Raw genomic sequence first — 22,818 nt, 5'->3', positions numbered from 1 at the left:
ACATTTCGGCCGCGCTTACCACTTCGGCTTTCGTCACTTCAACGCGTTCCCGCGAAACTGTGGTCCTTCACGTCGACGTCGGCGGCGTTTGTCGGGGTCACCAGAACCTCGGTCCCGGTCTGGCGCAGCGCGTCGGCCAGCGGACCCGCAGGCCGCGCGTCGGTAATCAGCGTCCCGATCTCATCGCACTGCGCCACCCGGCACAGATGGCTGCGCCCGAACTTGCCGCTGTCGATCAGGAAGCGCCGCGCAGAACTCTGGCACATCATCGCGCGCTTTATCGCATCGAAGCCCTCGACGGCCTCGGTCACGCCGGCCTCGCTCAGGCCGGCCGCACCGAGGAAACAGGCATCGACATTGTATCGGCCAAGGTATTCACAGGTTTCCGGTCCGACCACGGCGGCTTCCTCGCGCATGTAGGTGCCGGGCGAGAGACGGACGCTTGCCGCCGGATTCTGTCCAAGCATCATCGCGACCGGCAGCGAGTTGGTGATCGCCGTGATGCGCCGCTGCTCGAAGGCGAGGGCGCGGGCGAATTCCATCGTCGTGGTGCCGGCGTCGACCATGATCGTGTCGCCGTCCGAGACCAGGCGCGCGGCGAAACGGCCCAGCCTCTCCCGCTCCGCGACGCGCTCGAGGCGGCGCTCGTCCATGTCGCGATGAAGGGCCGGCGCGGCCGTGGAGGCCCCGCCATGCGCACGGTTGAGCAAGCCCGCATCGTTCAGCTCCTTCATGTCGCGGCGCACCGTCTCGGTCGTGACACCGAACTGGATCGCGAGTTCGCTGACACGGACATGCGGCTTGAGCCTGAGCTCAAGCAGGATCTGCCGCCGTCGATCCGCCTTTTTCAGGCGCTTTGGCTCCAAGCGTTCGGCCATGGACCTTCGCTCCGCTCCGGGTTTCATGTCTGCGAATAGCGCAAGAACGCAGAATTTGTAACGACATATGTTGCATATCCCAAATTTCGGTGCTGTCATCGTCGCAATGCGCCGTGGAGGCGGCGTGCCAACTGAAACGGGAGGGAATCAGACATGCCCAGGGACACGATCTTCGGGACGACCGCGCTTGTCGCACTGGCGTTCACTGCCTCGGCGGCCTTCGCGCAGGAGGAGTGCGAGAATCGCGGCGCGCTCGATGCGCAATATTGCGACGCCGACGGCGACCTCGTGGCCGACGCGCCGGAGGACGAAAGCGCGCTGCGCAACCCCGACACGCTCGTATTCGCCTATACGCCGGTCGAGGACCCGGCGATCTACGAGGACATCTGGACGCCGTTCATCGACCATCTGGAGGAAGTGACCGGCAAGGACGTGCAGTTCTTCGCCGTTCAGTCCAACTCGGCGGAAGTCGAGGCGATGCGCTCGGGCCGCCTGCATATCGCCGGTTTCTCGACCGGCCCGACGCCCTTCGCGGTGAACCTCGCCGGCGCGGTACCCTTCGCGATCATGGGCGCCGATGACGGCCGTTTCGGCTACACGCTGCAGGTCTACACCCAGGCGGACAGCGACATCCAGGAGATGCCGGACCTCGCCGGCAAGCGCATCGCGCACACCTCGCCCACCTCGAATTCCGGCAACCAGGCGCCGCGCGCGCTGTTCCCCGATCTGGGCGTCGTGCCGGACGAGGATTACGAGGTGAACTACTCGGGCAGCCACGACCAGTCGATGCTGGGCGTCGTCGCCGGCGATTACGACGCCGCGCCGGTCGCCTCCGAGGTGGTGGAGCGGATGGCCGAACGCGGTCTCTACGACCCCGAGGAGGTGCGCATCGTGTGGGAGAGCGATCCGTTCCCGACGACCTCCTACGCCTATGCGCACGACCTCGCGCCCGAGCTGAAGGAGAGCATCGAGGAAGCGTTCTTCAGCTTCGACTTCGAGGGCACCGCGCTTGGCGAAGAGTTCACCGGCGTGTCGAAGTTTATCCCCATCACCTACGAGGAGCAGTGGGCGGTGATCCGCCAAATCCAGAGCGCGAACGGCGTGGAGTACACGCCCGAGGGTCTCGCCGCGGAATAATGGCACTTTCGGGCCGGCGCCGTCGTGCGCCGGTCCGGCAACGGAGCATCCCATGCTGAAGATCACCGACCTCGTCAAACGCTACGGCAGCGGCGACCCGGTCCTGAAGAACCTCGACCTGACCATCGAGGGCGAGAGCGTCGTGTCCATCATCGGCTCCTCCGGGGCGGGCAAATCGACACTCCTGCGCTGCATCAACCGGCTGGTGGAGCCGAGCTCGGGCTCGATCGAGCTCAACGGCACGGAGCTGACGAAGCTGCGCGGCAGGAACCTGCGCGCGGCGCGGCGCAAGATCGGCATGGTCTTCCAGGGCTTCAACCTCGTAGACCGCCTGACGGTGATGGAGAACGTCCAGTCCGGGCGGCTGGGCTACATCTCGACCTGGGCGGCGATCATGCGGCGTTATCCCAAACAGGACATCCGCCGCGCCTACGAGCTGATGGAGCGGGTGGGCATCGCTCATTACGCCAACACCCGCGCCGACCAGCTCTCGGGCGGTGAGCGCCAGCGTGTCGGCGTGGTGCGCGCGCTGATGCAGGACCCCGAGATCCTGCTGGCGGACGAGCCGACGGCCTCGCTCGATCCCAAGACGTCCGAGCAGATCATGGGGCTCTTGCGCGATCTTGCCGGAGAGCTGAAGCTGCCGGTGTTGATCAACATCCACAACGTGACCGAGGCCAAGGAATACACCGACCGGATCGTCGGCATGCGCTACGGGCGGATCATCTTCGACGACAAGCCGGCGCAACTCGATCAGGAGGCGATGGACCGGATCTATTCCGGCAGCCCGCACGCCGACCGCAGCGAAGACCTGAGGCAGGCGTCATGAGCGAGGCCCGCGATACCTGGCGCAAGCCGCCCTTCATCGCCAACCCGGTGGTCCGCTGGGCGGTCTATCTCGGTGCCATCGCCTATTTCCTCTGGGTCGGCGCGACCATGCCCATCGACTGGGGCCGCGTCGCGGACGGGTTCGGCCGCGCTGGCCGCATCTTCGGCGGCGCTTTCCCGCCGAGCTTCGAGCGCAGCGGCCTCCTGATCGACGGATTCCTCGAGAGCCTCAAGATCGCCATCCTCGCCACCACCGGCGGCGTGCTTCTGTCGATCCCGATCGCCTTCATGGCCGCGCGCAACGTGGCGCCGCTGCCGATTTATTATCTCGGGCGCTTCGTCATCATCGTCGCGCGCAGCTTCCACCCTGTCATCGTCGCCATCATCTTCGTGAAGGCCGTCGGCTTCGGGCCATTCGCGGGCGTGCTGACGCTGGTGGTCTACTCCATCGGCTTCGTCGCCAAGATGCTGGCCGAGCGGATCGAGGAGATCGACTTCGGCCAGGTCGAGGCGATGCGGGCCGCCGGGGCGCCGTTCTTCTCCACGATGTTCTACGCCATCTTCCCGCAGATAATGCCGCGCCAGATCGGCCTGACGATCTATCAGCTCGACAGCAACCTGCGCGCCTCGGCCGTGGTCGGCATCGTCGGGGCAGGGGGCATCGGCGCGACGCTCGCCAATGCCTTCGGGCGCTACGACTACGACTTCGCCCTCGCCATCACCATCGTGATCGTGGGCGCGATCCTGATCTCGGAAGGGGTCAGCGGCATGATCAGGAAGCGGATCGGATGACCAGCATTTCCGAACAGTTCGGGCGGGAGGACTGGAGCCGCTTCTCGTCGCGGCAGAAATGGCAGCGCTTCGCGATCTTCGCGGTTTGCGCGCTGGCCATCGCCTGGTCGATCTCGTCCATCGAGGTGGTCTGGGCCTGGGTCTGGGACGCGCCGGGGCAGATGGGCGATCTCTTCCAGCGGATGTATCCGCCCGACACCACGAACCTCGCCACCATCCTGCGGGTGCTGTGGGAGACGGTGAACATCGCGACCTTCGCCACCGCCTTCGCGGTGCTGATGTCGCTGCCGGTGGCCTACCTCGCCGCGCAGAACACCACGCCGAACCGCGCGACGCTCTGGCTCGGGCGGCTGATCCTCGTCACCTCGCGGTCGGTCAACACGATCATCTGGGCGCTGCTCTTCGTCGCGATCTTCGGTCCCGGCGTGGTCGCCGGCATCATCGCGATCATGTTCCGCTCCATCGGGTTCATCGGCAAGCTCCTGGGTGAGGCGATCGAGGAGATCGACAAGCGTCCCGTGGAGGCGCTGGAGGCGACCGGCGCGTCGCGGTTCAAGGTCATCGCCTATGCCATCGTGCCGCAGGTCATGCCGACCTTCTGGGCGGTCGCGATCCTGCGCTGGGACATCAACCTGCGCGAATCGACCGTGCTCGGCCTCGTCGGGGCAGGGGGCATCGGCATCATCCTTCAGGGCGCCATTGACACGTTCAACTGGCCCGAAGCGGCGACCGTCCTCCTGGCGATCCTCGTGCTGGTGATCCTGGGCGAGGTGATTTCGGCCTTCCTGCGCCGCCGCATCCTGTGAGCGTCATCACCGCAACGGACCCGGCCCTCGCGTTCGAGGCCTATCTGAGGGTGCGGCCGCGTCTGCCGCAGGCGCGGTTCCCGCAGACCTGGCAGGCGGCCCGCGATCTCGGCGAGATCGCGGGCGAGTTCGAACTGATCCTGCTCGACGCCTACGGCGTGCTGAACGTGGGCGAGTCGCCGATCCCAGGCGCGGCGGCGCGCATCGCCTCCCTGCGCGCGCAGGGCAAAAGCGTGATGGTCGTGTCGAACTCGGCCGGCTATCCCAAGCGGCGCATGATGCAGCGCTACGCCCGGCTCGGCTTCGACGTCACCCCCGAGGAGGTGGTGACCAGCCGCGAGGCGCTGCTCGCACATCTGGCCGCGGCGCCGCCGCGCCGATGGGGCGTGATGCTCACGCCCGAAGCCGGCGATGACGAATTCGACCCCTTCGATATCGTCCATCTCGGCGACCACCGCACGGACTACGACCGGGTCGACGGCTTCCTGCTGGTCGGCTCGGACGGCTGGACGGAGGCGCAACAGGCGCATCTCGCGGCCTCCTTGCGTGCGCATCCGCGTCCGGTTTGTGTCGGAAATCCGGATCTCGTGGCGCCGCGCGAGGATGGGTTGACGCAGGAGCCGGGCCATTTCGCGCACCGGCTGGTCGAGGAGGCCGGCGTCTCGCCGGACTTCGTCGGCAAGCCCTTCCGGGAGATCTTCGAGCTTGCCCTCTCGCGTCACGGCATCGACCCATCGCGGGTTTTGATGGTGGGCGACACGCTGCACACCGACGTCCTGGGGGGCGCTCATATGGGCTTTGCCACGGCGCTGGTGTCCGGGCATGGCGCGCTGTGCGGTCTCGACGTGGGGGAGGCGATCGCAGCGTCCGGCATCGTGCCGAACTATGTCATCGATTCCATCTGACTCCGTATCGGCCGGCCTCAGGAGGTCGGCTCGGCGCCCCGCTCCGTTCGGTGGACCGCCCTTGCAGGTTGGCCGTCGCCCCCTCGGGAGCCGGCCGCGAGGGAGGTCGTCTTGCGCGTCGCACCCTGTTTCGGCGCTTTCGTGTTCTGCCGCGCGCGGTTCCTGACCGGGCGGCTCGCGCTTCCCGAGGCGGAGCGCCGGGTGGATGCGGACTCGGCCATCGAGATGTCGCACGCGCCACGTGCCGCCCGGTCACCTCGGCTTTCGGCTGGTGCGCATGCCCCGCGGGGCCCGCCGCCGTGCCTGCGATGGCGGCGGCCGTGCGCACTCGGCCCGAGGCGTGGGGTCGGGTCAGGAGGCCTGACTGTAGCGAGCGCCCTCAGGTGCGTGGGCGTCGAACACATGCGCCACGAGGCGGGCAAGTACGCGCCCGTCGGGGGGCACGGTAAGGCCCGTGCTCGTGACTTCCACAAGGTCGCCGAACCGTGCGGCGACGGCTGCGATCTCCGGGCGAAGCCGAGCAGCCATGGCGCCGAAGCGCTCGTGCAGCGCCTCCAGGTCCAGCCGGAAGTCGCACATGATCATTTCGATGGCCCGCGCGCGCATCAGGTCCTCGTCGGTCATCACGTGACCGCGCACCGCCGCGAGTTCTCCGGCTTCGATCCGCTGGACATAGGCCGGCGTCGCCGGGGCGTTCTGGACGTAGCCCGCCGGCAGGCGCGAGATCGACGACGCCCCGAGACCGATCAGAGTGGCGCAGCTGTCGTCCACGTAGCCCTGAAAGTTGCGGCGCAGGCGGCCCGTGCGCGCCGCCAGTTCCAGCCCGTCGCCGGGGCGCGCGAAATGGTCGATCCCGATGGGGGTGAAGCCGGCGCCGCGGAACCGGTCCGCGGCGCGCTCCGCCAGCCGGTAGCGCGCGACCTCCTGTGGCAGGCTCGCCGCGTCGATCAGCTTCTGGCGCTTGGACATCCACGGCACGTGGGCGTAACCGAACAGCGCGATGCGATCCGGGCCGAGGTCCAGCACCTTGTCGAGCGTGTCGTCGAGCCGGGCCGCGTTCTGGTGCGGCAGGCCGTAGACCAGATCGGCGTTCAACGATCCGATGCCGGCGTCGCGCAGATCGTCCACGCAGGCGCGCGTGACGTCGAAGGGCTGCATCCGCCCGATGGCCTGCTGTACCAGCGGGTCGAAATCCTGGATGCCGATGCTGGCGCGGGTCATGCCTTCGGCTGCGAGCGCCGCGATCTTGGGCGTGTCGACCATCGTCGGGTCGATCTCGACCGAGAATTCGCAATCCTCCGTCGGCGGCAGCACCGCCTTCACCGCCTGCGCAAGCCGGTGGATGAGCGCCGGCGGGAGGATCGTCGGCGTGCCGCCGCCCCAGTGCATCCGCCCCATCCGCAGCCCCGCCGGCAGCGTCTCTTTCAGCAGCGCAAGTTCCTGTTCCAGCGTCCCGATATAGTTCTCGACCGGGGTGAGCGTCTGCGTCCCTTGCGTCCGGCAGGCGCAGAACCAGCAGAGCCGTTCGCAGAACGGGATGTGGATGTAGACCGAGACGGGTTCGGCCGGGTCCAGCCCGGCAAGCGCCGCGGCCTGGTGCGCCGCGCCGATATCGGCGGAGAACACCGGCGCGGTAGGGTAGGAAGTGTAGCGGGGCACCCGGGCGTCGAAGAGGCCGAGGGATCTGAGGCGGTCGATCTGTGTCATGCCGCCTCTTTGCCGCGGATCAGGGCCGCGCTCGTTGCGCTGGATCAAGGTTCAGAACGGGAAGGGCGAGGCGCCGATCACGGCCGTGTGAAGGTGCAGGAGACCGAGCCAGAGCGCCAGCCCCAGCACCGCCCGGGTCGCGAGCGGCCGGGCATGGCGGCGGCGCCAGTCCCGGTCGCCCAGTGGACGGAGCGAAAACATTGACGTCGCCGCAAAAAAGGCGCGGGCCGTCTCGGGCTCCAGCGCGCGGCGCGCCCGGGCGTCGAAGGCGGGGATCGCGGCCAGCGCCATCGCGAGGAAGCTGCCGAAGAGGAGCACGTGCGCCAGATCGCCGTTCGGCGGCAGGTGCGAACCGGCCCAGAGTGCGAGCGCCAGGAACAGGGGATGGCGCGAGATCGCGGCGACACCCGGCCGCGCCGGATCGAAGGCCGCGCCCTTGCGCGCGCCCAGCGTGTAGGGTTGCGACAGGCCGATGCCGGCCGCGATCAGCATGACCGACACCGGCATCGCGATGTTCGGCACCCAGCGCGCCCAGGCCGGCTGCGGCCAGAGTTCGACATACGGCGCGCGCCCGGCCGCCGCGATCAACCAGGCCAGCAGCGCGACCGAGACAAGTCCGTAGACGCTGAAATAGGTCTGCCGCCCCATCGCGCCGATCAGCCTTTCGCGAAGGCCCCAGAGCCGTGGCACGAAGTGGCTGGCGGCGAAGAGGCTCAGCGCGGTGGCGTATTCGATCCATCCGGTCATCTGCGATCGGCCTCGGCGATGAGCCGCGCGAAGTGACGCGTGGAGGCCCAGATGCCGGACAGGCCCTGCATCATACTCGGCTCACCACCGCCGGGACCGCGATCAGGGCGACGAAGCCGACAAGCACCAAAAGCTCGGCCGTTTCCGTCTGCGGCGGGCCGAGCGCCGCGGCGGGGAGGATGAGGAAGAGTGTGGTACATCGGGTCATGTCGGATCTCTGTCGTCAAGATCTGGTAAATCTCGAACCGGACACGGGGCAACAGGTCCGGGTCCGCAGATCGCGTTCCTGTCTCCGTGGAAGCGGGACGGGAACTTGCGGACAATTCTCCGGAACTTGCTTCGGCTGTCGGGGGCGCCATGCTAAGCTGCCTTGAGGCAAAGACAATTTTCGAGGTTGTATAGTTCATGCCTGCGTGGGGAGAGCAGATCGCCGCCTTGCCGGTGCGATGGGACCGCAAGGAGCGTATCCAGGTCCTGATGGTCACCTCGCGGGACACCGGCCGCTGGGTCATGCCCAAGGGATGGGAAATGAACGGCACGAAGCCCTGGGCCGCCGCGGAGATCGAGGCGCTGGAAGAGGCCGGCGCGCGCGGGTTCATCTCGAAAAGCCCGATCGGCGTCTACAGCTACGGCAAGGTGCTGGACGACGGCACCGTGCAGCCCTGCCGCGTTCGGCTCTACCCGATGATCGTCGACAAGCTCAAGCGCCGCTGGAAAGAGCGCGAGCAGCGCACGCGGCGCTGGTTCTCTCCCCGGTCCGCCGCCCGCCGGGTGCAGGAGCCGGAGCTTGCCGCGCTCCTGCGGCGGCTCGAATCGGACGGGGGGACACGCGACGCGCTGCGCCGGCTGCGCAAGGCGGCCTGATACGGCTGGCGCTCAGGCGACCATCTTCTCCGCCCGCTTGAGGTCCACGGACACGAGCTGGCTGACGCCCTGTTCCTGCATCGTCACCCCGAAGAGACGGTCCATCCGCGCCATCGTCACCGCATGGTGGGTGATGATCAGAAAGCGCGTGTCGGTGCGGCGGCACATCTCGTCGAGCATGTCGCAGAACCGGGTGACATTCGCGTCGTCGAGCGGCGCGTCCACCTCGTCGAGCACGCAGATCGGCGCAGGATTCGCGAGGAACACCGCGAAGATCAGCGCCATCGCCGTCAGCGTCTGTTCGCCGCCCGACAGCAGCGACAGGACCTGCAGCTTCTTGCCCGGCGGCTGGCACATGATCTCGAGCCCGGCGTCGAGGGGGTCGTCGCTTTCGACGAGGACGAGGTTGGCCTCGCCGCCGTTGAAGAGATGCTTGAACAGCATCCCGAAATTCTCGTTCACCTGCTCGAAGGCGGTCAGCAACCGTTCGCGCCCCTCGCGGTTGAGGCTGGCGATGCCCGAGCGCAGCGTGCTGACCGCCTCCTCCAGGTCGGCCTTTTCGCTCACGAGCTCGTCATGCTCGGTCTGGACCTCGCGGGCGTCTTCCTCGGCGCGCAGGTTGACCGCGCCGAGCGCATCGCGCTGGCGCTTGAACTGGGCGACGCGGGCCTCGATCTCCTCGGCGGTGGCGAGCGTCTCGGGGTCGATGTCGAGCTGTTCGAGGAGCTTCTCGGGTGTCGTCTCCTGCTCGTCCGCGATGCGTTCGGCGGCGACGGTGGCGGCCTCCTCGGCGGCTTCGGCGCGGGCCTCGGCGCGGGCGCGGGCCTCGCGCGCTTCTGACGCCGTGCGCTCCGCGTCGCGTTCGGCGGCGACCGCTTCGCGCAGCGCCATCTCGGCGGCGGCGAGGGCGTCGGCGGCGGCCGTCCGGCGTTCCTCGGCCTGTTCGATCTGCGCGGAGAGGTCCTCGCGCCGTGCGGCCAGTTCGGCGGGGCGGGCGCTGGCTTCGGCAAGCTCCGCCTCGGTCTTTTCGCGCCGCGTCTCCAGCTCCGCGGTCCGGGTGCGGGCGGTTTCGAGCCGGTGACGCCAGCCGGCAATCTCCTGCGTGACCTTCTGCGCCCGCGCCGTGCGCGCCTCGCCCTCGCGGCGCAGCTCGTCATGGGCGGAGCGGCGGGCCATCATCGTCATCCGCGCGGCTTCCACCGTCATGCGGATGTCCTCGACCTCCGCCCGGGTGGCGTCGAGGTCGGGCAGCCCCTCGGCGACGCGTGTGGCCTCGACCTCCTGGGCGCGGGCGGCGGTGGCCTCCTCCTGGTGGCGGGTGACGGCAAGCCGGGCGCTTTCGACCTTGCCGTCGGCCATGTCGTGGTCCGCCTCGGCGCGGGAGACGGCGCGCGCGGTTTCGGCCACACGGCGGTCGGCCTCGCGGCGGGCCTCGCGCGCGGCCTTGTCTGCGGCGGTGAGATCGGCCAGCCGGGTCGACAGGGCCTCATGCGCGTCGCGCGCCCCGTCGAGCGTCGCTTCGGCGCGCGCGGTCTCCTGTTTCAGCGCCTCGAGCCGGTTGATCTGTTCGAGCCGCAGCGCCGCGGCGGAGGGCATGTCGGCCGCCGCGGCACGATAGCCGTCCCAGCGCCAGAGATCGCCGTCGCGGCTTACCAGCCGCTGGCCGGGTGCGAGCTGCGGCTGAAGGCGGGCGCCTTCCTCTGCCTCCACCAGCCCGATCTGCGACATCCGGCGGACCAGCACGTCCGGGACGGAGACATGACGGTCGAGCGGCGTGATACCCGCGGGCAGAGGCTGATCGCTGTCGTAGGCGGGCAGCACGGTCCAGCCAGAGGCTTGGGCGTCCTCCACCTCGGGCGCGCGCAGATCGTCGGCGAGCGCGGCGCCGAGCGCCTTCTCGAAGCCCTGTTCCACCTGCAGCCGGTCGAGGATCTGCCCGCCCTCCGCCGTGTCGCGATCGAGCAGGCGGGCGAGGGCCGTATGCTCTGCCCGCAGCGCGGTTGCTTCGCCCTCGGCGCTGCTGCGCGCGGCGCGGGCTTCCGCCTCGCGGGCGCTGGTCTCGGCGCGGGCGGCCTCCGCTTCGGCGAGGGTGTCCTCCGCCTGCGCGGCGCTTTCGCGGGCGGCCTCGGCGTCCGCCTCGGCGGCCTCCTGAGTCTCGGCGGCCGCTTCGCGGCGCGCCTCGGCCTCCGTGGCGGCGGCCACGGCCTTTTCCGCTTCCGCCTCGCTGCGCTCGCGGGTCTTGCGCGCGTCCGCGAGGCTGCGCTGCGCCGACTGGTGGCGGGCGGACAGGCGGGCCATGTCCTCCGTCGCCTCCGACAGCGCAGCCTCGCGCGATTCGAGGATGGAGGCGGCCTCGCGCGCGGCCTCGGACGCGTCGGCAAGGCGGTCCTCGTGGCCCTCGCCGGCTTTCGCCAGCTCTTCGGCTTCCCGTTCAAGCTGGGCGATGGTGTCGTCGGCGTCGGCGTTCAACCCGCCCTCGCGCTCGATGTCGCGGGTAAGCTGGTCGATCCGGCCGGTCAGCGTCTCGATCGCCTCCGCCGCGCGGGCCTCTTCGGTCGAGAGCGTGTCGCGTTCGACGCCGAGACGTTGGAGCACGGCCGCGGCGATGGCATCCTCTTCCCGCAAGTCCGGCAGGGCGGCCTCGCGTTCGCTGCGGGTGGTGCCGGCCGTGCTCGCGGCGGTCTCGGCCCGCGCGGCCTCCGTCAGCGCGTCGCGCAGGGCGCTGCGGGCGACCGCGCGGGCGGCGTCGGCGTCCTTCCAGCGGCGATAGAGGAGCTGCCCCTCGGCCGCGCGCAGATCGGCGCCGATGGCGCGGTAGCGCGCCGCCTGTCTGGCCTGTCGCGCGAGGCTGGCGAGCTGGCTGGCCAGGCCCTCGACCACGTCGTCGACGCGGGTGAGGTTGGCCTCCGTGTTCTTGAGCTTCAGTTCCGCCTCGTGCCGGCGCTGGTAGAGCCCGCCGATCCCGGCGGCATCCTCCAGCACCCGGCGGCGCGACTTCGGCTTGGCGTTGATCAACTCGGAGATTTGGCCCTGCCGGACGAGCGCCGGCGAATGCGAGCCGGTGGCGGCGTCGGCAAACAGCATCTGCACATCCCGCGCGCGCACCTCCTTGCCGTTGAGCCGATAGGCGGAACCGACGTCGCGGGTGATCCGGCGGGTGATCTCAAGCGCGTCGGTGTCGTTGAAGCCGGCGGGGGCGAGCCGTTCGGAATTGTCCAGCGACAGCGCCACCTCGGCAAAGTTGCGCGCGGGCCGCGACGAGGCGCCGGCGAAGATCACGTCTTCCATGCCCCCGCCGCGCATCGCCGTCGGGCGGTTCTCGCCCATAACCCAGCGCAGCGCCTCGAGCAGGTTCGACTTGCCGCAGCCGTTCGGACCGACGACGCCGGTCAGCCCCTCCTGGATCAACAGATCCGTGGGGTCGACAAAGCTCTTGAACCCGGTCAGCCGGAGTTTGGAAAACCGCATCGCGTGTGCCTCGACCTGCCTTACCGGCAATCTGCCGACCGATCTTGGGTCATGTCAAAGGCTTTCGTCAGGATATGGAGCGAGCAAGGCATCTATCCACAAGATATTGGATCATTCGCTACTTATTGCTGCCTTGACGGATGCGACGTGGTGTTAAATCTCTGAAATATCAGCGTCGGTCAGGAGATTCGTCATGTCTGTGACCATTCGGGAGATTTCCCCGCTCGCGCCGGAGGCCCGGTTGCTGCTGCAGGCCAGCCAGGCGCTGATGCGGACACTCTTCCCGGCTGACGAGAATCACTATCTCGACGCGGAGGCGCTGGCGGTCCCGGACGTGACGTTCTTCGGGGCGGAGGCAGAAGGCGCGCTCCTAGGTTGCGTCGCGCTCAAGCGGCATGACGGGTACGGGGAATTGAAATCGCTCTTCGTCGCGCCGGAAGCGCGCGGCCTCGGACTGGGCCAGAAGCTTCTGGCTCATGCCGAGGCGCGCGCGGAAGCTGACGGGCTGCTGCTGATCCGGCTTGAAACGGGCAACAAGCTCTTCGCGGCCTCGGCGCTGTACGACAGGTGCGGCTATCGGCAGCGCGGGCCTTTCGGCGCCTATGTCGCCAACGGGTCGAGCGTGTTCTTCGAAAAACCGCTGCCGGCGGAAGGCGCAGTGCCGCGCTGATTGCATCATCGCTCGGCCGGGCGCCAGGCGCTGCCGGAGAGGGCGCCGCACCGAATCGCCAATTCTGTGTAGACCGCGCCGGTGGCCGTGATCTCGTCGATCACGTCGCAATCCAGTTCGGGGCGGCCCGGCGGCAGCAGCGCGCCTTCGCCGCAATCGAGCCCCATCCGCAGGAGCGCCGCGTCCCCGCGCATCCACGCGATGTCGCACCCGGTGACGCGCCGCACCGCGAGACCGGCGCGGCCTGATACGGCGGCGCGGGACGGCAGGATCTCCACGCTGGTGCGGATCGCCTCCACCTCGTTTCCCTGGCGGCGCAGGAGAAACGTCGATTGCCCCTCCGACACGCGGGTCGGAGGGGCGCCGTACATGCCCGGCCCCGGCAGGGTGCAGGCGGCCGAACCGGTCAACACGAACACCAACACAATGACATGATACGGCATGGGAACATTGGTGGAACGAGAGCGGTAAACGCGAAGTTAACGCCGCGACGTGCGCGGAGCCGCCACGAAGGCGCAAGATCCGGGTCGCGCGAGGGCGGCGCGTCTTCTACCTTGGGTCTCAGAACAGCCAGCAGGCCACAGAGATGACCGACCAGACCCCGATCGCAGACCGCCGCAGCTATCATTTCGAGGTCATGCGCCGGGCCATCGACCTGATCGACGGCATGGGCCCGCAGGCCCGGCTCGACGATCTTGCCGCCGCGATGCAGATGAGCCCGGCACATTTCCAGCGCGTCTTTTCCGAATGGGCGGGGGTCAGCCCGAAGCGCTACCAGCAATACCTCACGCTCGGCCATGCCAAGGCGCTGCTGCGGGAGCGATTCACCACGCTGGAGACGGCGCACGCGACCGGTCTGTCGGGTTCCTCGCGCCTGCACGATCTGTTCCTGCGATGGGAGGCGATGAGCCCCGGCGAATGGGCCAGGGCGGGCGAGGGGCTGACGATAAGCTGGGGCTGGTTCGACAGCCCGTTCGGCCCGGCGCTCGTGACCGGAACGGATCGCGGGATCTGCGGTATCGCCTTCGCCTCCGAATCCGGGGAGGACGCGGTCTTCGCCGATCTCTCGGGCCGCTGGCCGCTTGCCGCCTTAACCGAAGACCCCGCCCGGCTGCGCCCCTGGGTGATGTCGGCCTTCGGCGCCGGGACGGAGCCGACGCCGCTCTTCCTGATCGGAGCACCGTTCCAGATCAAGGTGTGGGAGGCGCTGATGCAGATCCCATCGGGCCAGGTGACCACCTATTCGGAGATCGCCGCCGCCATCGGCCATCCCGGGGCGGTGCGCGCGGTGGGCACTGCCGTCGGACGCAATCCGGTCAGCTTCCTGATTCCCTGCCACCGGGCGCTGCGCAAGTCCGGCGGGCTCGGCGGCTACCATTGGGGGCTGCCGGTCAAGCGCGCGATCCTCGCCTGGGAGGCCGCGCGCCACGACGCCTGAGGGCCGCCGGCGTGATTTCAACCCTGTCAGCGGAACTTTGCCGACGTTTTGGCGGTTGTCATCGCATGACAAACGCCCGGTCTCTATAAAGATGGGCGATCCCGCCGGTTCGCGGGTGACGCGATAACAGAACGAGGCACATCCCATGTTCCGAGCCAGACCCATTCTCTTCGCATCGGCAGCGCTGCTCGCCGTGGCGGCCTGTACCGAAACGGGCGGGCTGAACGACCCGAACAACCCGCGCCGCAACACCCAGTCGGGCGCGCTGATCGGCGCCGGCGTCGGTGCCGCCGCGGGCGCCCTGATGGGCAACGATCCCGAGGAACGCCGCCGCAACGCGGCCGCAGGCGCTGTCATCGGCGGCGGTGCCGGCGCGCTAGTCGGCAACGAACTCGACAAGCAGGCGGCGGAACTGCGCAACTCGGTCGGCAACAGCCAGATCGACGTGCGCAACACCGGCGACCGGCTGGTCGTGACGCTGCCGCAGAACATCCTGTTCGCCACCGACAGCGCCCAGGTTTCGCCGTCGATCCAGGGCGACCTGCGCGCCGTGGCCGGCAACCTGTCGCAGTACCCGAACCAGACCGTGCAGGTCATCGGCCACACCGACAATACCGGCGATGCGTCGTACAACTACGAACTGTCGCAGCGTCGCGCGCAGGCCGTGTCGGGAATTCTGATCGCCAACGGTGTGTCCTCGAGCCGCGTGCGCGCCATCGGCCGCGGCGAGGATCAGCCCGTCGCCTCCAACCTCACGCCCGAGGGCCGGCAGCAGAACCGCCGTGTGGAGATCGTGGTCCTGCCGAACGCCTGATCGCGTCCGCCACCGATACGGAAACGAACGCCGCGGCCCGGGGCCGCGGCGTTTTTCGTCTGCGTCGCCGCACCTTGAAGCGGCGTGCCTCCGGGCCATGTCCCGCACCGAACGACATCACGGCGGGAGACGACTTCGCATGACCGATCTGACCCTTGTGGGCCTCTGCGGCGCACTGCGCGCGGCCTCTACGAACCGGATGCTGATGCATGAGGCCGCGCGCCGCTTCGGCCCCGCGCGGTTCGAGGTCGCGGACCTCGACCTGCCGCTCTATGACGGAGACGTGGAGGCGGAGGGCATCCCGCCGAAGGTGCAGGCGTTGGCGGACCTGGTGGGGCAGGCGGACGCGGTGATCGTCTGCACGCCGGAATACAACAAGGGGATGTCGGCGGTGCTGAAGAATGCGCTGGAGTGGATCAGTCGGACGGAGGGCAATCCGTGGCGCGACACGCCGGTGGCACTGATGTCGGCGGCGGCCGGCATGGCCGGTGGCGAGCGGGCGCAGAACATGGCGCGGCTCTGCCTCAACCCGTTCCGGCCGCGGCTGCTACCGGGGCCCGAGGTCTTCGTGCGTCAGACCGCGCAGAAATGGACGGAGGACGGCCGGCTCAACGACGAGACCGGCGCCCGGCTGATCGATACGCTGATGAGCGACCTGCGCCGCGAGGCGGAGGCGCGCCGGACCTGACCGGCGCGCGCGGGGCCGGGACTCAGCAGCCGGTGCCGACGATGACGACGCGCACCGTCCGCAGCAGCACCGACAGGTCGGTGCCGAAGGACACGTCGCGCAGATAGGCGTGATCGAAGCCGGCACGCTCGGCAAAGCTCGACTCGTTGCGCGAGGAGGTCTGCCAGTACCCGGTGATACCGGGGCGAAGGGCGTAGTAGGCGGTGCCGGGATAGATCTCCCGCTGGTTTTCCATCATCGGTCGCGGCCCCACCAGCGACATGTCCCCCCGCAACACGTTCCACAGTTGCGGCAGCTCGTCGAGAGAGGTCTTTCGGATGACCCGGCCGATCCGCGTGATCCGGGGGTCGTGCCGCAGCTTCTGCGCCACGGTCCATTCAAGCCGCGCAGCCGGGTTGGCATCGAGATAGCTCTCGAGCTTGCTGTCGGCATCGACGACCATGCTGCGCAGCTTCCACATGCGGAAGACCCGGCCGTTCTGGCCGAGACGCTTCTGCCGGTAGAACGGCGATGCACCGTCCAGCATGATGATCGCGCAGATCGGCAGAAGAACCAGGAGCACCGGCAGCGCGGCGAGCAGCACCAGCGCGATGTCCAGCGCGCGTTTCAGCGCGTCGCGATAGAAGAATGTCGACGGCGCTGGGGCCAGAACGTCGGCGATCAGCGGGTCGAAATCTGCGGTGACCGCGTTCTGCGGTCTGAATTGTAACGTCACGGATCCGCCCTCCAGAGGCAGCAGGGGCAGGCGCGCCGTGGTCCCGTGTCGCAGGCTGGCCGAGGCCGCAGCTCTCCGTTCGCCGCAGGTCATGCGGCGGGCGGCCGGAGGCCGTTCGGCGTCGCGAAGTCATGAAGCCCTCAGGCTCTGATGTGCCTTTGCGTCAGGTCCTGTCCGCACCCACTCCAAACAAGAAAGGCACCAGCCCCCTGAGTGCCGTGAAGTCCATTGCGTCTTTTTTGTGGTTCACCGCTCGATGATGGCTTTGTGCAAATATGGCGTAATTTAGTCAACTTGGCTCACGAAGTTACACCTTCTGCTTGCATTTGTGCCCACGGTCTCGGCGTTGAGGTGCGGCGGCATTCGCGGCTCGCGAGGCGGTGGAGCGCAGCGAAGCGCAGGCGCCGTGATCCCCGCAGGTTTCGCTTGGATGGAAACAATGAGCTGCGGTGCCGGAGCGGGCTGACGGCGCACACGGGAATATGCGACGAAAATGCATGTATTGTCCCGATCAGGTCGATGGTCCTGGGTGGCGCGGGGTGTGGTGCGTGCCGATTTGTGCGTATGGCGGAAACAGTTTCCCCGGCCCGCGGCGGCGGTCTGCGCTGTCTCTGGTGATGACAGCAGCGTCCCTGTGCCCGGGCCGTCGAGCCCGGCAAGGACACGCCAGGGCTGTGCGCGATCTGCCGCAAATGTTTCAAAGGGGCATTTTTTGGGACTTGAACGGGCGAGGGCCGAGCGCAGGGCGCCACATTTCTACCGAATCGGGACGCTTTCGGGGGGTGAATCGTGGCGCGTTGCGCCGCATTTCCGCACCGGCCCCGCAAGCGCCTGCCTTGCCACAAACCACCGGCCTGTCTATGTGCCCCGGACGCAGCACCGGAACACGGCCTCGGGGGCGACATGGCGAACCATCTGCACAAGGGCGATCTGCCCGACGATCTCGATCTCGGGCCAGAGGTGGCGATCGATTGCGAAACGATGGGGCTCGACCCGCACCGCGACCGGCTGTGCGTGGTGCAGCTCTCGGGCGGCGACGGCGATGCGCACATGGTGCAGATCGCCAGGGGCCAGACCGCGGCGCCCAACCTCGAGCGGCTGCTGACCGATCCGGCGGTGCTGAAGCTCTTCCATTTCGGACGGTTCGATATCGCGGTGCTCTATCACACCTTCGGGGCGCTGACCGCGCCGGTGGCCTGCACCAAGATCGCCAGCCGCCTCGTGCGCACCTATACCGACCGCCACGGGCTGAAGGCGCTGCTTCAGGAACTCATCGGTGTCGACATCTCCAAGCAACAGCAAAGCTCCGACTGGGGCGCGCCGGTACTGAGCGAGGCGCAACTCGATTACGCCGCGTCCGATGTGCTGTACCTGCACCGGCTGCGTGATGCGCTCTTCGAGATGCTGAAGCGCGAGGGCCGGATGGAGATGGCGCAGGCGTGTTTCGATTTCCTGCCCATGCGCGCGAGGCTCGACCTGGCCGGTTGGCCGGGCACTGACATATTTGCGCATTCCTGAGGTAGCGATGGCGGCACGTTCTCCCGGCTCGTATTCGCGGATCGTGTCTTGGCTGAAGCTTCTGCTGCCGCTGGTCGCGCTGGGCCTTCTGTCGACCATCTTCCTGTTCGCCCGCAACGCAGACCCGACGGCGAACATCCCGGTCGCCACCGCGCGCGACCTCGCCGGGCGCGCGTCCCAGATGGTGACGGACCCGCGCTATTCCGGAACGACGGACTCCGGCGCGAGCGTGACGCTGACTGCGGCACGCGCACGCCCCGATCCAGAGGCCGAGGGCCAGATCCGTGCCGAGACGCTGGAAGCTGCCATGGCGTTCGAGGACGGCAGTCGCATCGATCTGGCCGCGCCCGACGCGCGCCTGCGCGATTCCGATGACGAGGTTCAGTTGTCGGGCGGTGTCACGATCACGAGCAGCCAGGGCTACCGCCTGACCACCGACAGCCTGACCGCGGCGATGACCCGGATCGAGGCGCAAAGCGGCGGCGCGGTTCGCGGCGAAGGACCGGCCGGCACCATCGAGGCCGGACGGCTGCGCATCGAGGAAACCGGGTCCGAAGGTGCGCGGCCCGGCGATGTCAGGCTGCTCTTCACGGGCGGCGTCGACGTGGTATACGAGCCGTGAGATCATCAGGGGGTTCGCCATGTTCCGCGTGCTGACTTTCGCCGCTGCGCTGCTTGCGGCCGTGCCGGCCGCGGGCCAGGGCACCAGCGTCGCCTTCGGCGGAATGCGGCAGGACAGTTCCCTTCCGGTGGAGATCAGCGCCGACAACCTCGAAGTCGACCAGTCCGAGGGCACCGCGCTCTATACCGGCAGCGTGGTGATCGGGCAGGGCGAGATGCGCCTGTCGGCCCCGCGCGTGCTTGTCGTCTATGGAGAGGGCGCCGGCCGCATCCAGCGGCTGGAGGCGACGGGCGGCGTAACGCTTGTGTCGGGTGACGAAGCGGCCGAAGCCGAGCGCGCCGATTACGACATCGACGCCGGAACGGTGGAGATGACGGGCAGCGTGCTCTTGACCCAGGGTGAGAACGCCCTCACCTCCGAACGTATGGTGGTCGATCTCGACAGCGGGCGCGCGCAGATGGCGGGCCGGGTACGCACGGTACTGCAGCCGCAGGACGCCGAAGGCGGCGGGCCGCAGTGACATGGACGCGCGGCCGGCAGGCGAACCGGGGCGGCTGAGCGTCGCCGAAGGCCCGCCCGGGCTTCAGGTACGGCACCTGCGCAAGAGCTACCGCAAGAAGGTGGTGATCCGCGACGTGTCGATCACGCTCGACCGTGGGGAGGTCGTGGCGCTGCTCGGACCCAACGGGTCGGGCAAGACCACAAGCTTCTACGCCATCGCCGGTCTCTTGAACCCCGAGGGCGGGCAGGTGCTCATCGACGGGCAGGATGCGACCTATCTGCCGATGTACCGCCGCGCGCGGATGGGGATCGGCTACCTGCCGCAGGAGATGTCGATCTTCCGCGGCCTGTCGGTGCAGGACAACATCGCCTCCATCCTGGAGATCAGCACCGACACAGCGCACAAGCGCCGGCGCCGGCTTGAAGAGCTTCTGAGCGAGTTCTCCATAGAGCATCTGCGCCGCGCTCCGGCGCTGGCGCTGTCGGGTGGTGAGCGGCGGCGGGTGGAGATCGCGCGCTGCCTTGCCGCCGATCCCAAGTACCTGCTGCTGGACGAACCCTTCGCCGGGGTCGATCCGATCAGCGTCGGCGACATCCGCGGGTTGGTGGCCGACCTCAAGAAGCGCGGCATCGGGGTGCTGATCACCGACCACAACGTCCGCGAGACGCTGGAGATCGTCGATCGCGCCTACATCCTGCATGACGGCCAGGTGCTCATGTCCGGCACGCCGGAAGAGGTGGTTCGGAACGAGAACGTGCGCCGCGTCTATCTCGGCGACAGCTTCCGCTTCGGCTGACCGGTCGCGGGGGCGATCTTTCAAGGTCTTGAAAGCGCGGAAGCGCCGGTCCCTCGGACCCTTGCGCGCGCGCCTGCCGACAGTGCCGGTGGCGGCCGGCGCGTCGTCGCCACGGGCGCCTTCGGGCCCCTGTGAGGTATGCGCTTTTCCACAAATCGGCCACGGGATTCGTTTGACACCGGGCGCGGTTCTTGCCTCAAATATCTGCCATGACGTCGCGTATTCGCACAGGCTTCCGTTCCCATCCCCGAGCGATCGGGGCCGCGGCAATGAACGGCGCGGACTGCGGCGCGGCATCGTGTTTCCCGACCCGAGCGACCCGGCAGGTTGCCGCCATGGCACGTGCGGCGTCGCCTCGGGCTTACAAATGAAAGGGGAGTCCTCATGCACTACCAGATCACGGGCAAACAGATCGACATCGGCGCTGCGCTGCAGACACATGTCGAGACCGAGCTTTCGGCGATGCTGGAGAAGTATGCCGGGCGCCCGACCGACGCCAACGTGATCTTCTCCAAGTCCGGGCATGAACATGTCTGCGAGGCGGTCGTGCACCTGTCCACCGGTCTGAACTGCACCGCGAAGGCAAAAGCGACCGAAATCTATGCCGCGTTCGAGGCCTGCGCCGAGAAAATGGACAAGCAGCTCCGCCGCTACAAGCGGCGCCTGAAGGATCATCACAAGGAGCGGACGACTCCTGTTGAACTGATGGGCGCATCCTCGTATATCCTCGCCGGCACCGAGGACGGAGCGGATGACACGGCAGAGCCGGACACGCTCCAGCCCATCATCGTGGCAGAGATGGAGACGAAGATCCCGTCGTTGTCCGTTGGGGAAGCGGTGATGCAGATGGAGCTGGCCGGCGCCCCCGTGCTGGTGTTCCGGAACGAAAAGAAGGACGGCGTGAACGTCGTCTACCGCCGCGACGACGGCAATATCGGCTGGATCGACCCGTAAGATCCGCCGGTCAGACCAGAGCGGGACGACCAAGCCCGAAACAGAGCAGGCGCTGATGAACGTGATCGATCTTTTGTCCCCCGCGGCTGTCCGCGTGATCTCAGGCGTGTCCAGCAAGAAGCGGCTGATGCACGACATCGCCGAGACGGCGGCGGCGGCGCACGGTGTCTCGGCCGACCGCACGGTCGAGGCGCTGATGGAACGCGAGAGCCTGGGGCCCACGGGTGTGGGCCACGGGGTCGCGTTGCCGCATGCGCGGCTGTCGGGGATCGACCGGGTTCACGGCGCCTTCATCCTCTTGGAGCGGCCCATCGCGTTCGAGGCGGTGGACCGCCAGCCGGTCGACCTGGTCTTCGCGCTTTTCGCGCCGGAAGAGGCCGGGGTCGATCACCTCAAGGCGCTGGCGCTGATCTCGCGCACGCTGCGGGACGGCGCGTTCTGCGCCAAGTTGCGCGCCAACCCCGATCCGGCGAAGCTCTACACGATCCTGACCGAACTGGCGCCGGTGCAGGCGGCCTGAGTCCTCAGCCCCAGTCGTCGAAGCCGAACATGATGTAGTCGCGCGCGTAAGCCTCGCGCGCGAGCGCCTCGAGCGTGTCGTCGTAGATCCGCGCGAGCCCGTGCGGCGCGGCGGTCGGCCGGTGTTCGGGCTCCGGCGCGTCGGCATGGCCGACCTGCATCGCCAGCGCTGGCAGGTAGGCGGCCATTTCGTCCTCGCGGATCAGCATGTCGGGGAGGGTGAATTCGGCCATGCCCTGCAGAATTTGCGTCTGACTGGCCCAGTGCGCATCGACGCGGACCGCCGTCTGGCCGTTCAGATTGTCCTTCACGAAGCGCAGGTAGCCCTCGAACGCCGCGCGGTGGGCGTCGGCGTCATAGCCCGGATCGGCCGGGTCGTCCGGCAGATCCATCCCGTACTTCCGGCCCAGCATCCGCCGGATCGCCGCGAAGGTGCCCGGTCCGGTGGCAAGGATCTTGCCACAGAATGCCGCATGCGCCCGCGCAAGCGGGTGGCGTAGCACGGTGAAGCTGCGGTGTCCCGGCCGCGCCGATTTCCACTGGCGCAGAGTCTTCTGGCTGAACCCGTTCTCCAGCGCGTCCGGCTGCGCGCCATCAAGCGCGGCCAGCCAGTGCGCCACCGCGTCCTCGGGTCCCGATCGGATCGGCATGTAAAGAAGCGGCGTGCGCACACCGGCGAGGTAGGAAGGCACCACCGGCCCGCGCCTCGGTTCGAAATTCGGTGTGCGCGACAGGTTGAACCGGTCGAGCCGGGCCAGCGCGGCCTCCATCTGCGGGAAGTTGGCCACCTTGCTCTCGACCGGTTCGGGGTTCTGGCGCTTGAGCGAGGTCTCCAGCCCCTCCAGCCGCTCGGCAATGCCGAGCCAGGCGGCAAGGCCGTTCATCACCTCGAGGTCCTGCAGATCCTCGTAGGCGACATGGAACGCCGTCTGCCCGCTGCGCTGGAGCGCCCGCATAAGCGTGACCTGGAAGTCCTGGAGATCGGCCATGTGCCGTTCGAACTCGGCCGGATCGAAACGCGCCTGCGCCGCCTCGCGCCGCGCCACGTTGGTCAGCTTCCACTGGCCGGTCGCCTGGGCGATCTTCCAGCTGACATAGCTGTCGACCGGGTTGCGCGTCAGAATGATCTTGGCCGCGCGCGGGTCATCGAGGATCGGGGTCAGCACCCGCGGGTCGTGGTCGTGGAAATAGCGAAAGCCGCCCATGCCCCCGCTCGCCTTCGCGATCTGCGCCAGCAGGCGCTGGGGCGCCGCGTCGCGCTCGGCGATCGAAATGCCGAGGATCTCCTCGCTTTTCGGATAGCCGATGAAATGCGGATTGAACGCCTCGCCGTGGCAAGTCAGCGACGGAAAGGCGTTGAGGTTGGCCTCGAGGAAGTTCGAGCCGGTGCGCATCTCGGCGAAGACGACGAAGTAGTCGAAGCGGTCGGTCATGGATGGCCTTCAGCGCG

Annotated in this window: 24 protein-coding genes; 16 read left to right on the top strand and 8 right to left on the bottom strand. The window is 68.3% G+C overall.

Going from position 1 to position 22,818, the window contains the following annotated elements:
- Window positions 1–38: 38 nt before the first annotated feature.
- Window positions 39–878 (bottom strand): DeoR/GlpR family DNA-binding transcription regulator, encoded by an 840-nt coding sequence (locus tag F3H57_RS16305; protein ID WP_149756990.1) that lies wholly within the window; start codon window positions 876–878, stop codon window positions 39–41.
- Between the two features lie 153 nt (window positions 879–1,031).
- Here F3H57_RS16305 and phnD point away from each other — a divergent pair, with 153 nt between their 5' ends.
- Genes phnD through F3H57_RS16280 form a run of 5 tightly spaced genes read left to right on the top strand, consistent with a single transcriptional unit; the run spans window position 1,032 to window position 5,346 of the window.
- Window positions 1,032–2,015: a phosphate/phosphite/phosphonate ABC transporter substrate-binding protein gene (gene phnD / locus F3H57_RS16300; protein WP_149756989.1), complete on the top strand. Its 984-nt coding sequence runs from the start codon at window positions 1,032–1,034 to the stop codon at window positions 2,013–2,015.
- A gap of 52 nt (window positions 2,016–2,067) precedes the next feature.
- Window positions 2,068–2,844: a phosphonate ABC transporter ATP-binding protein gene (gene phnC / locus F3H57_RS16295; protein WP_149756988.1), complete on the top strand. Its 777-nt coding sequence runs from the start codon at window positions 2,068–2,070 to the stop codon at window positions 2,842–2,844.
- Window positions 2,841–3,635, top strand: a complete 795-nt coding sequence (gene phnE / locus F3H57_RS16290) for a phosphonate ABC transporter, permease protein PhnE (RefSeq protein WP_149756987.1) — start codon at window positions 2,841–2,843, stop codon at window positions 3,633–3,635. Before phnC ends, phnE (F3H57_RS16290) begins: the two co-directional genes overlap by 4 nt.
- Window positions 3,632–4,441, top strand: a complete 810-nt coding sequence (gene phnE, locus F3H57_RS16285; protein WP_149756986.1) for a phosphonate ABC transporter, permease protein PhnE — start codon at window positions 3,632–3,634, stop codon at window positions 4,439–4,441. The genes phnE (F3H57_RS16290) and phnE (F3H57_RS16285) overlap by 4 nt, the downstream gene beginning before the upstream one ends.
- Window positions 4,438–5,346 carry an HAD-IIA family hydrolase gene (locus F3H57_RS16280; RefSeq protein WP_149756985.1) on the top strand — a complete coding sequence of 303 codons (909 nt, stop codon included), beginning with the start codon at window positions 4,438–4,440 and terminating at the stop codon, window positions 5,344–5,346. The genes phnE (F3H57_RS16285) and F3H57_RS16280 overlap by 4 nt, the downstream gene beginning before the upstream one ends.
- Window positions 5,347–5,697: 351 nt before the next feature.
- Here the strand turns inward: F3H57_RS16280 and hemN are convergent, their stop codons facing one another.
- The 3 genes from hemN to F3H57_RS22295 form a co-directional block, all read right to left on the bottom strand.
- Complete coding sequence (gene hemN, locus F3H57_RS16275; RefSeq protein WP_149756984.1) at window positions 5,698–7,053, bottom strand: oxygen-independent coproporphyrinogen III oxidase; 1,356 nt, start codon at window positions 7,051–7,053, stop codon at window positions 5,698–5,700.
- A 51-nt stretch (window positions 7,054–7,104) separates the two neighbouring features.
- Window positions 7,105–7,800 carry an NnrU family protein gene (locus tag F3H57_RS16270; protein WP_149756983.1) on the bottom strand — a complete coding sequence of 232 codons (696 nt, stop codon included), beginning with the start codon at window positions 7,798–7,800 and terminating at the stop codon, window positions 7,105–7,107.
- A 70-nt stretch (window positions 7,801–7,870) separates the two neighbouring features.
- Window positions 7,871–8,008, bottom strand: a complete 138-nt coding sequence (locus F3H57_RS22295) for a hypothetical protein (protein WP_188129715.1) — start codon at window positions 8,006–8,008, stop codon at window positions 7,871–7,873.
- Window positions 8,009–8,205: 197 nt separating this feature from the next.
- On the opposite strand from F3H57_RS22295, the gene F3H57_RS16265 reads away from it, so the two are divergent.
- Window positions 8,206–8,664, top strand: coding sequence for an NUDIX hydrolase (locus tag F3H57_RS16265; protein WP_149756982.1), 459 nt, complete (start codon window positions 8,206–8,208; stop codon window positions 8,662–8,664).
- Between the two features lie 12 nt (window positions 8,665–8,676).
- On the opposite strand, the gene smc is transcribed toward F3H57_RS16265, so the two are convergent.
- Complete coding sequence (gene smc / locus F3H57_RS16260; RefSeq protein ID WP_149756981.1) at window positions 8,677–12,132, bottom strand: chromosome segregation protein SMC; 3,456 nt, start codon at window positions 12,130–12,132, stop codon at window positions 8,677–8,679.
- Window positions 12,133–12,325: 193 nt separating this feature from the next.
- Between smc and F3H57_RS16255 the strand changes: the two genes are divergently transcribed.
- Window positions 12,326–12,802, top strand: a complete 477-nt coding sequence (locus F3H57_RS16255; protein ID WP_149756980.1) for a GNAT family N-acetyltransferase — start codon at window positions 12,326–12,328, stop codon at window positions 12,800–12,802.
- 5 nt (window positions 12,803–12,807) lie between these two features.
- Here the strand turns inward: F3H57_RS16255 and F3H57_RS16250 are convergent, their stop codons facing one another.
- Window positions 12,808–13,212, bottom strand: coding sequence for a hypothetical protein (locus F3H57_RS16250; protein WP_188129714.1), 405 nt, complete (start codon window positions 13,210–13,212; stop codon window positions 12,808–12,810).
- A 176-nt stretch (window positions 13,213–13,388) separates the two neighbouring features.
- On the opposite strand from F3H57_RS16250, the gene F3H57_RS16245 reads away from it, so the two are divergent.
- The 3 genes from F3H57_RS16245 to F3H57_RS16235 all read left to right on the top strand — a co-directional run bounded on the left by F3H57_RS16245 (window position 13,389) and on the right by F3H57_RS16235 (window position 15,742).
- On the top strand, window positions 13,389–14,240 hold the full coding sequence (locus F3H57_RS16245) for a methylated-DNA--[protein]-cysteine S-methyltransferase (protein ID WP_149756978.1): 852 nt from the start codon (window positions 13,389–13,391) through the stop codon (window positions 14,238–14,240).
- 145 nt (window positions 14,241–14,385) lie between these two features.
- The gene (locus F3H57_RS16240) at window positions 14,386–15,054 is read left to right on the top strand and encodes an OmpA family protein (RefSeq protein ID WP_149756977.1); all 669 of its coding nucleotides are present in this window, start codon (window positions 14,386–14,388) and stop codon (window positions 15,052–15,054) included.
- A gap of 139 nt (window positions 15,055–15,193) precedes the next feature.
- A complete protein-coding gene (locus F3H57_RS16235; RefSeq protein WP_149756976.1) occupies window positions 15,194–15,742 on the top strand; it encodes an NADPH-dependent FMN reductase in 549 nt (182 codons plus the stop codon).
- A gap of 22 nt (window positions 15,743–15,764) precedes the next feature.
- Here F3H57_RS16235 and F3H57_RS16230 read toward each other — a convergent pair whose 3' ends face one another.
- Window positions 15,765–16,457: a sugar transferase gene (locus F3H57_RS16230; protein ID WP_394349839.1), complete on the bottom strand. Its 693-nt coding sequence runs from the start codon at window positions 16,455–16,457 to the stop codon at window positions 15,765–15,767.
- 903 nt (window positions 16,458–17,360) lie between these two features.
- Between F3H57_RS16230 and F3H57_RS16225 the strand changes: the two genes are divergently transcribed.
- From F3H57_RS16225 to F3H57_RS16200, 6 genes are all read left to right on the top strand, one after another.
- On the top strand, window positions 17,361–17,975 hold the full coding sequence (locus tag F3H57_RS16225) for a ribonuclease D (RefSeq protein ID WP_149756974.1): 615 nt from the start codon (window positions 17,361–17,363) through the stop codon (window positions 17,973–17,975).
- Between the two features lie 7 nt (window positions 17,976–17,982).
- Window positions 17,983–18,597: an LPS export ABC transporter periplasmic protein LptC gene (gene lptC / locus F3H57_RS16220; RefSeq protein WP_149756973.1), complete on the top strand. Its 615-nt coding sequence runs from the start codon at window positions 17,983–17,985 to the stop codon at window positions 18,595–18,597.
- 19 nt (window positions 18,598–18,616) lie between these two features.
- Complete coding sequence (lptA, locus tag F3H57_RS16215) at window positions 18,617–19,117, top strand: lipopolysaccharide transport periplasmic protein LptA (RefSeq protein WP_149756972.1); 501 nt, start codon at window positions 18,617–18,619, stop codon at window positions 19,115–19,117.
- A gap of 1 nt (window position 19,118) precedes the next feature.
- A complete protein-coding gene (gene lptB / locus F3H57_RS16210) occupies window positions 19,119–19,895 on the top strand; it encodes an LPS export ABC transporter ATP-binding protein (RefSeq protein ID WP_149756971.1) in 777 nt (258 codons plus the stop codon).
- Between the two features lie 384 nt (window positions 19,896–20,279).
- Window positions 20,280–20,849, top strand: a complete 570-nt coding sequence (gene hpf, locus F3H57_RS16205) for a ribosome hibernation-promoting factor, HPF/YfiA family (RefSeq protein ID WP_149756970.1) — start codon at window positions 20,280–20,282, stop codon at window positions 20,847–20,849.
- A 55-nt stretch (window positions 20,850–20,904) separates the two neighbouring features.
- On the top strand, window positions 20,905–21,369 hold the full coding sequence (locus F3H57_RS16200; protein WP_149756969.1) for a PTS sugar transporter subunit IIA: 465 nt from the start codon (window positions 20,905–20,907) through the stop codon (window positions 21,367–21,369).
- Between the two features lie 4 nt (window positions 21,370–21,373).
- Here the strand turns inward: F3H57_RS16200 and F3H57_RS16195 are convergent, their stop codons facing one another.
- The gene (locus F3H57_RS16195) at window positions 21,374–22,801 is read right to left on the bottom strand and encodes a sulfotransferase family 2 domain-containing protein (protein ID WP_149756968.1); all 1,428 of its coding nucleotides are present in this window, start codon (window positions 22,799–22,801) and stop codon (window positions 21,374–21,376) included.
- Between the last annotated feature and the right edge of the window lie 17 nt (window positions 22,802–22,818).

It is taken from the genome of Roseivivax sediminis (assembly GCF_900112685.1).
GTDB lineage: Bacteria > Pseudomonadota > Alphaproteobacteria > Rhodobacterales > Rhodobacteraceae > Roseivivax > Roseivivax sediminis.
Note: the sequence above shows the minus strand (reverse complement) of the source record. Positions and strands in the feature narration are given on the sequence as shown.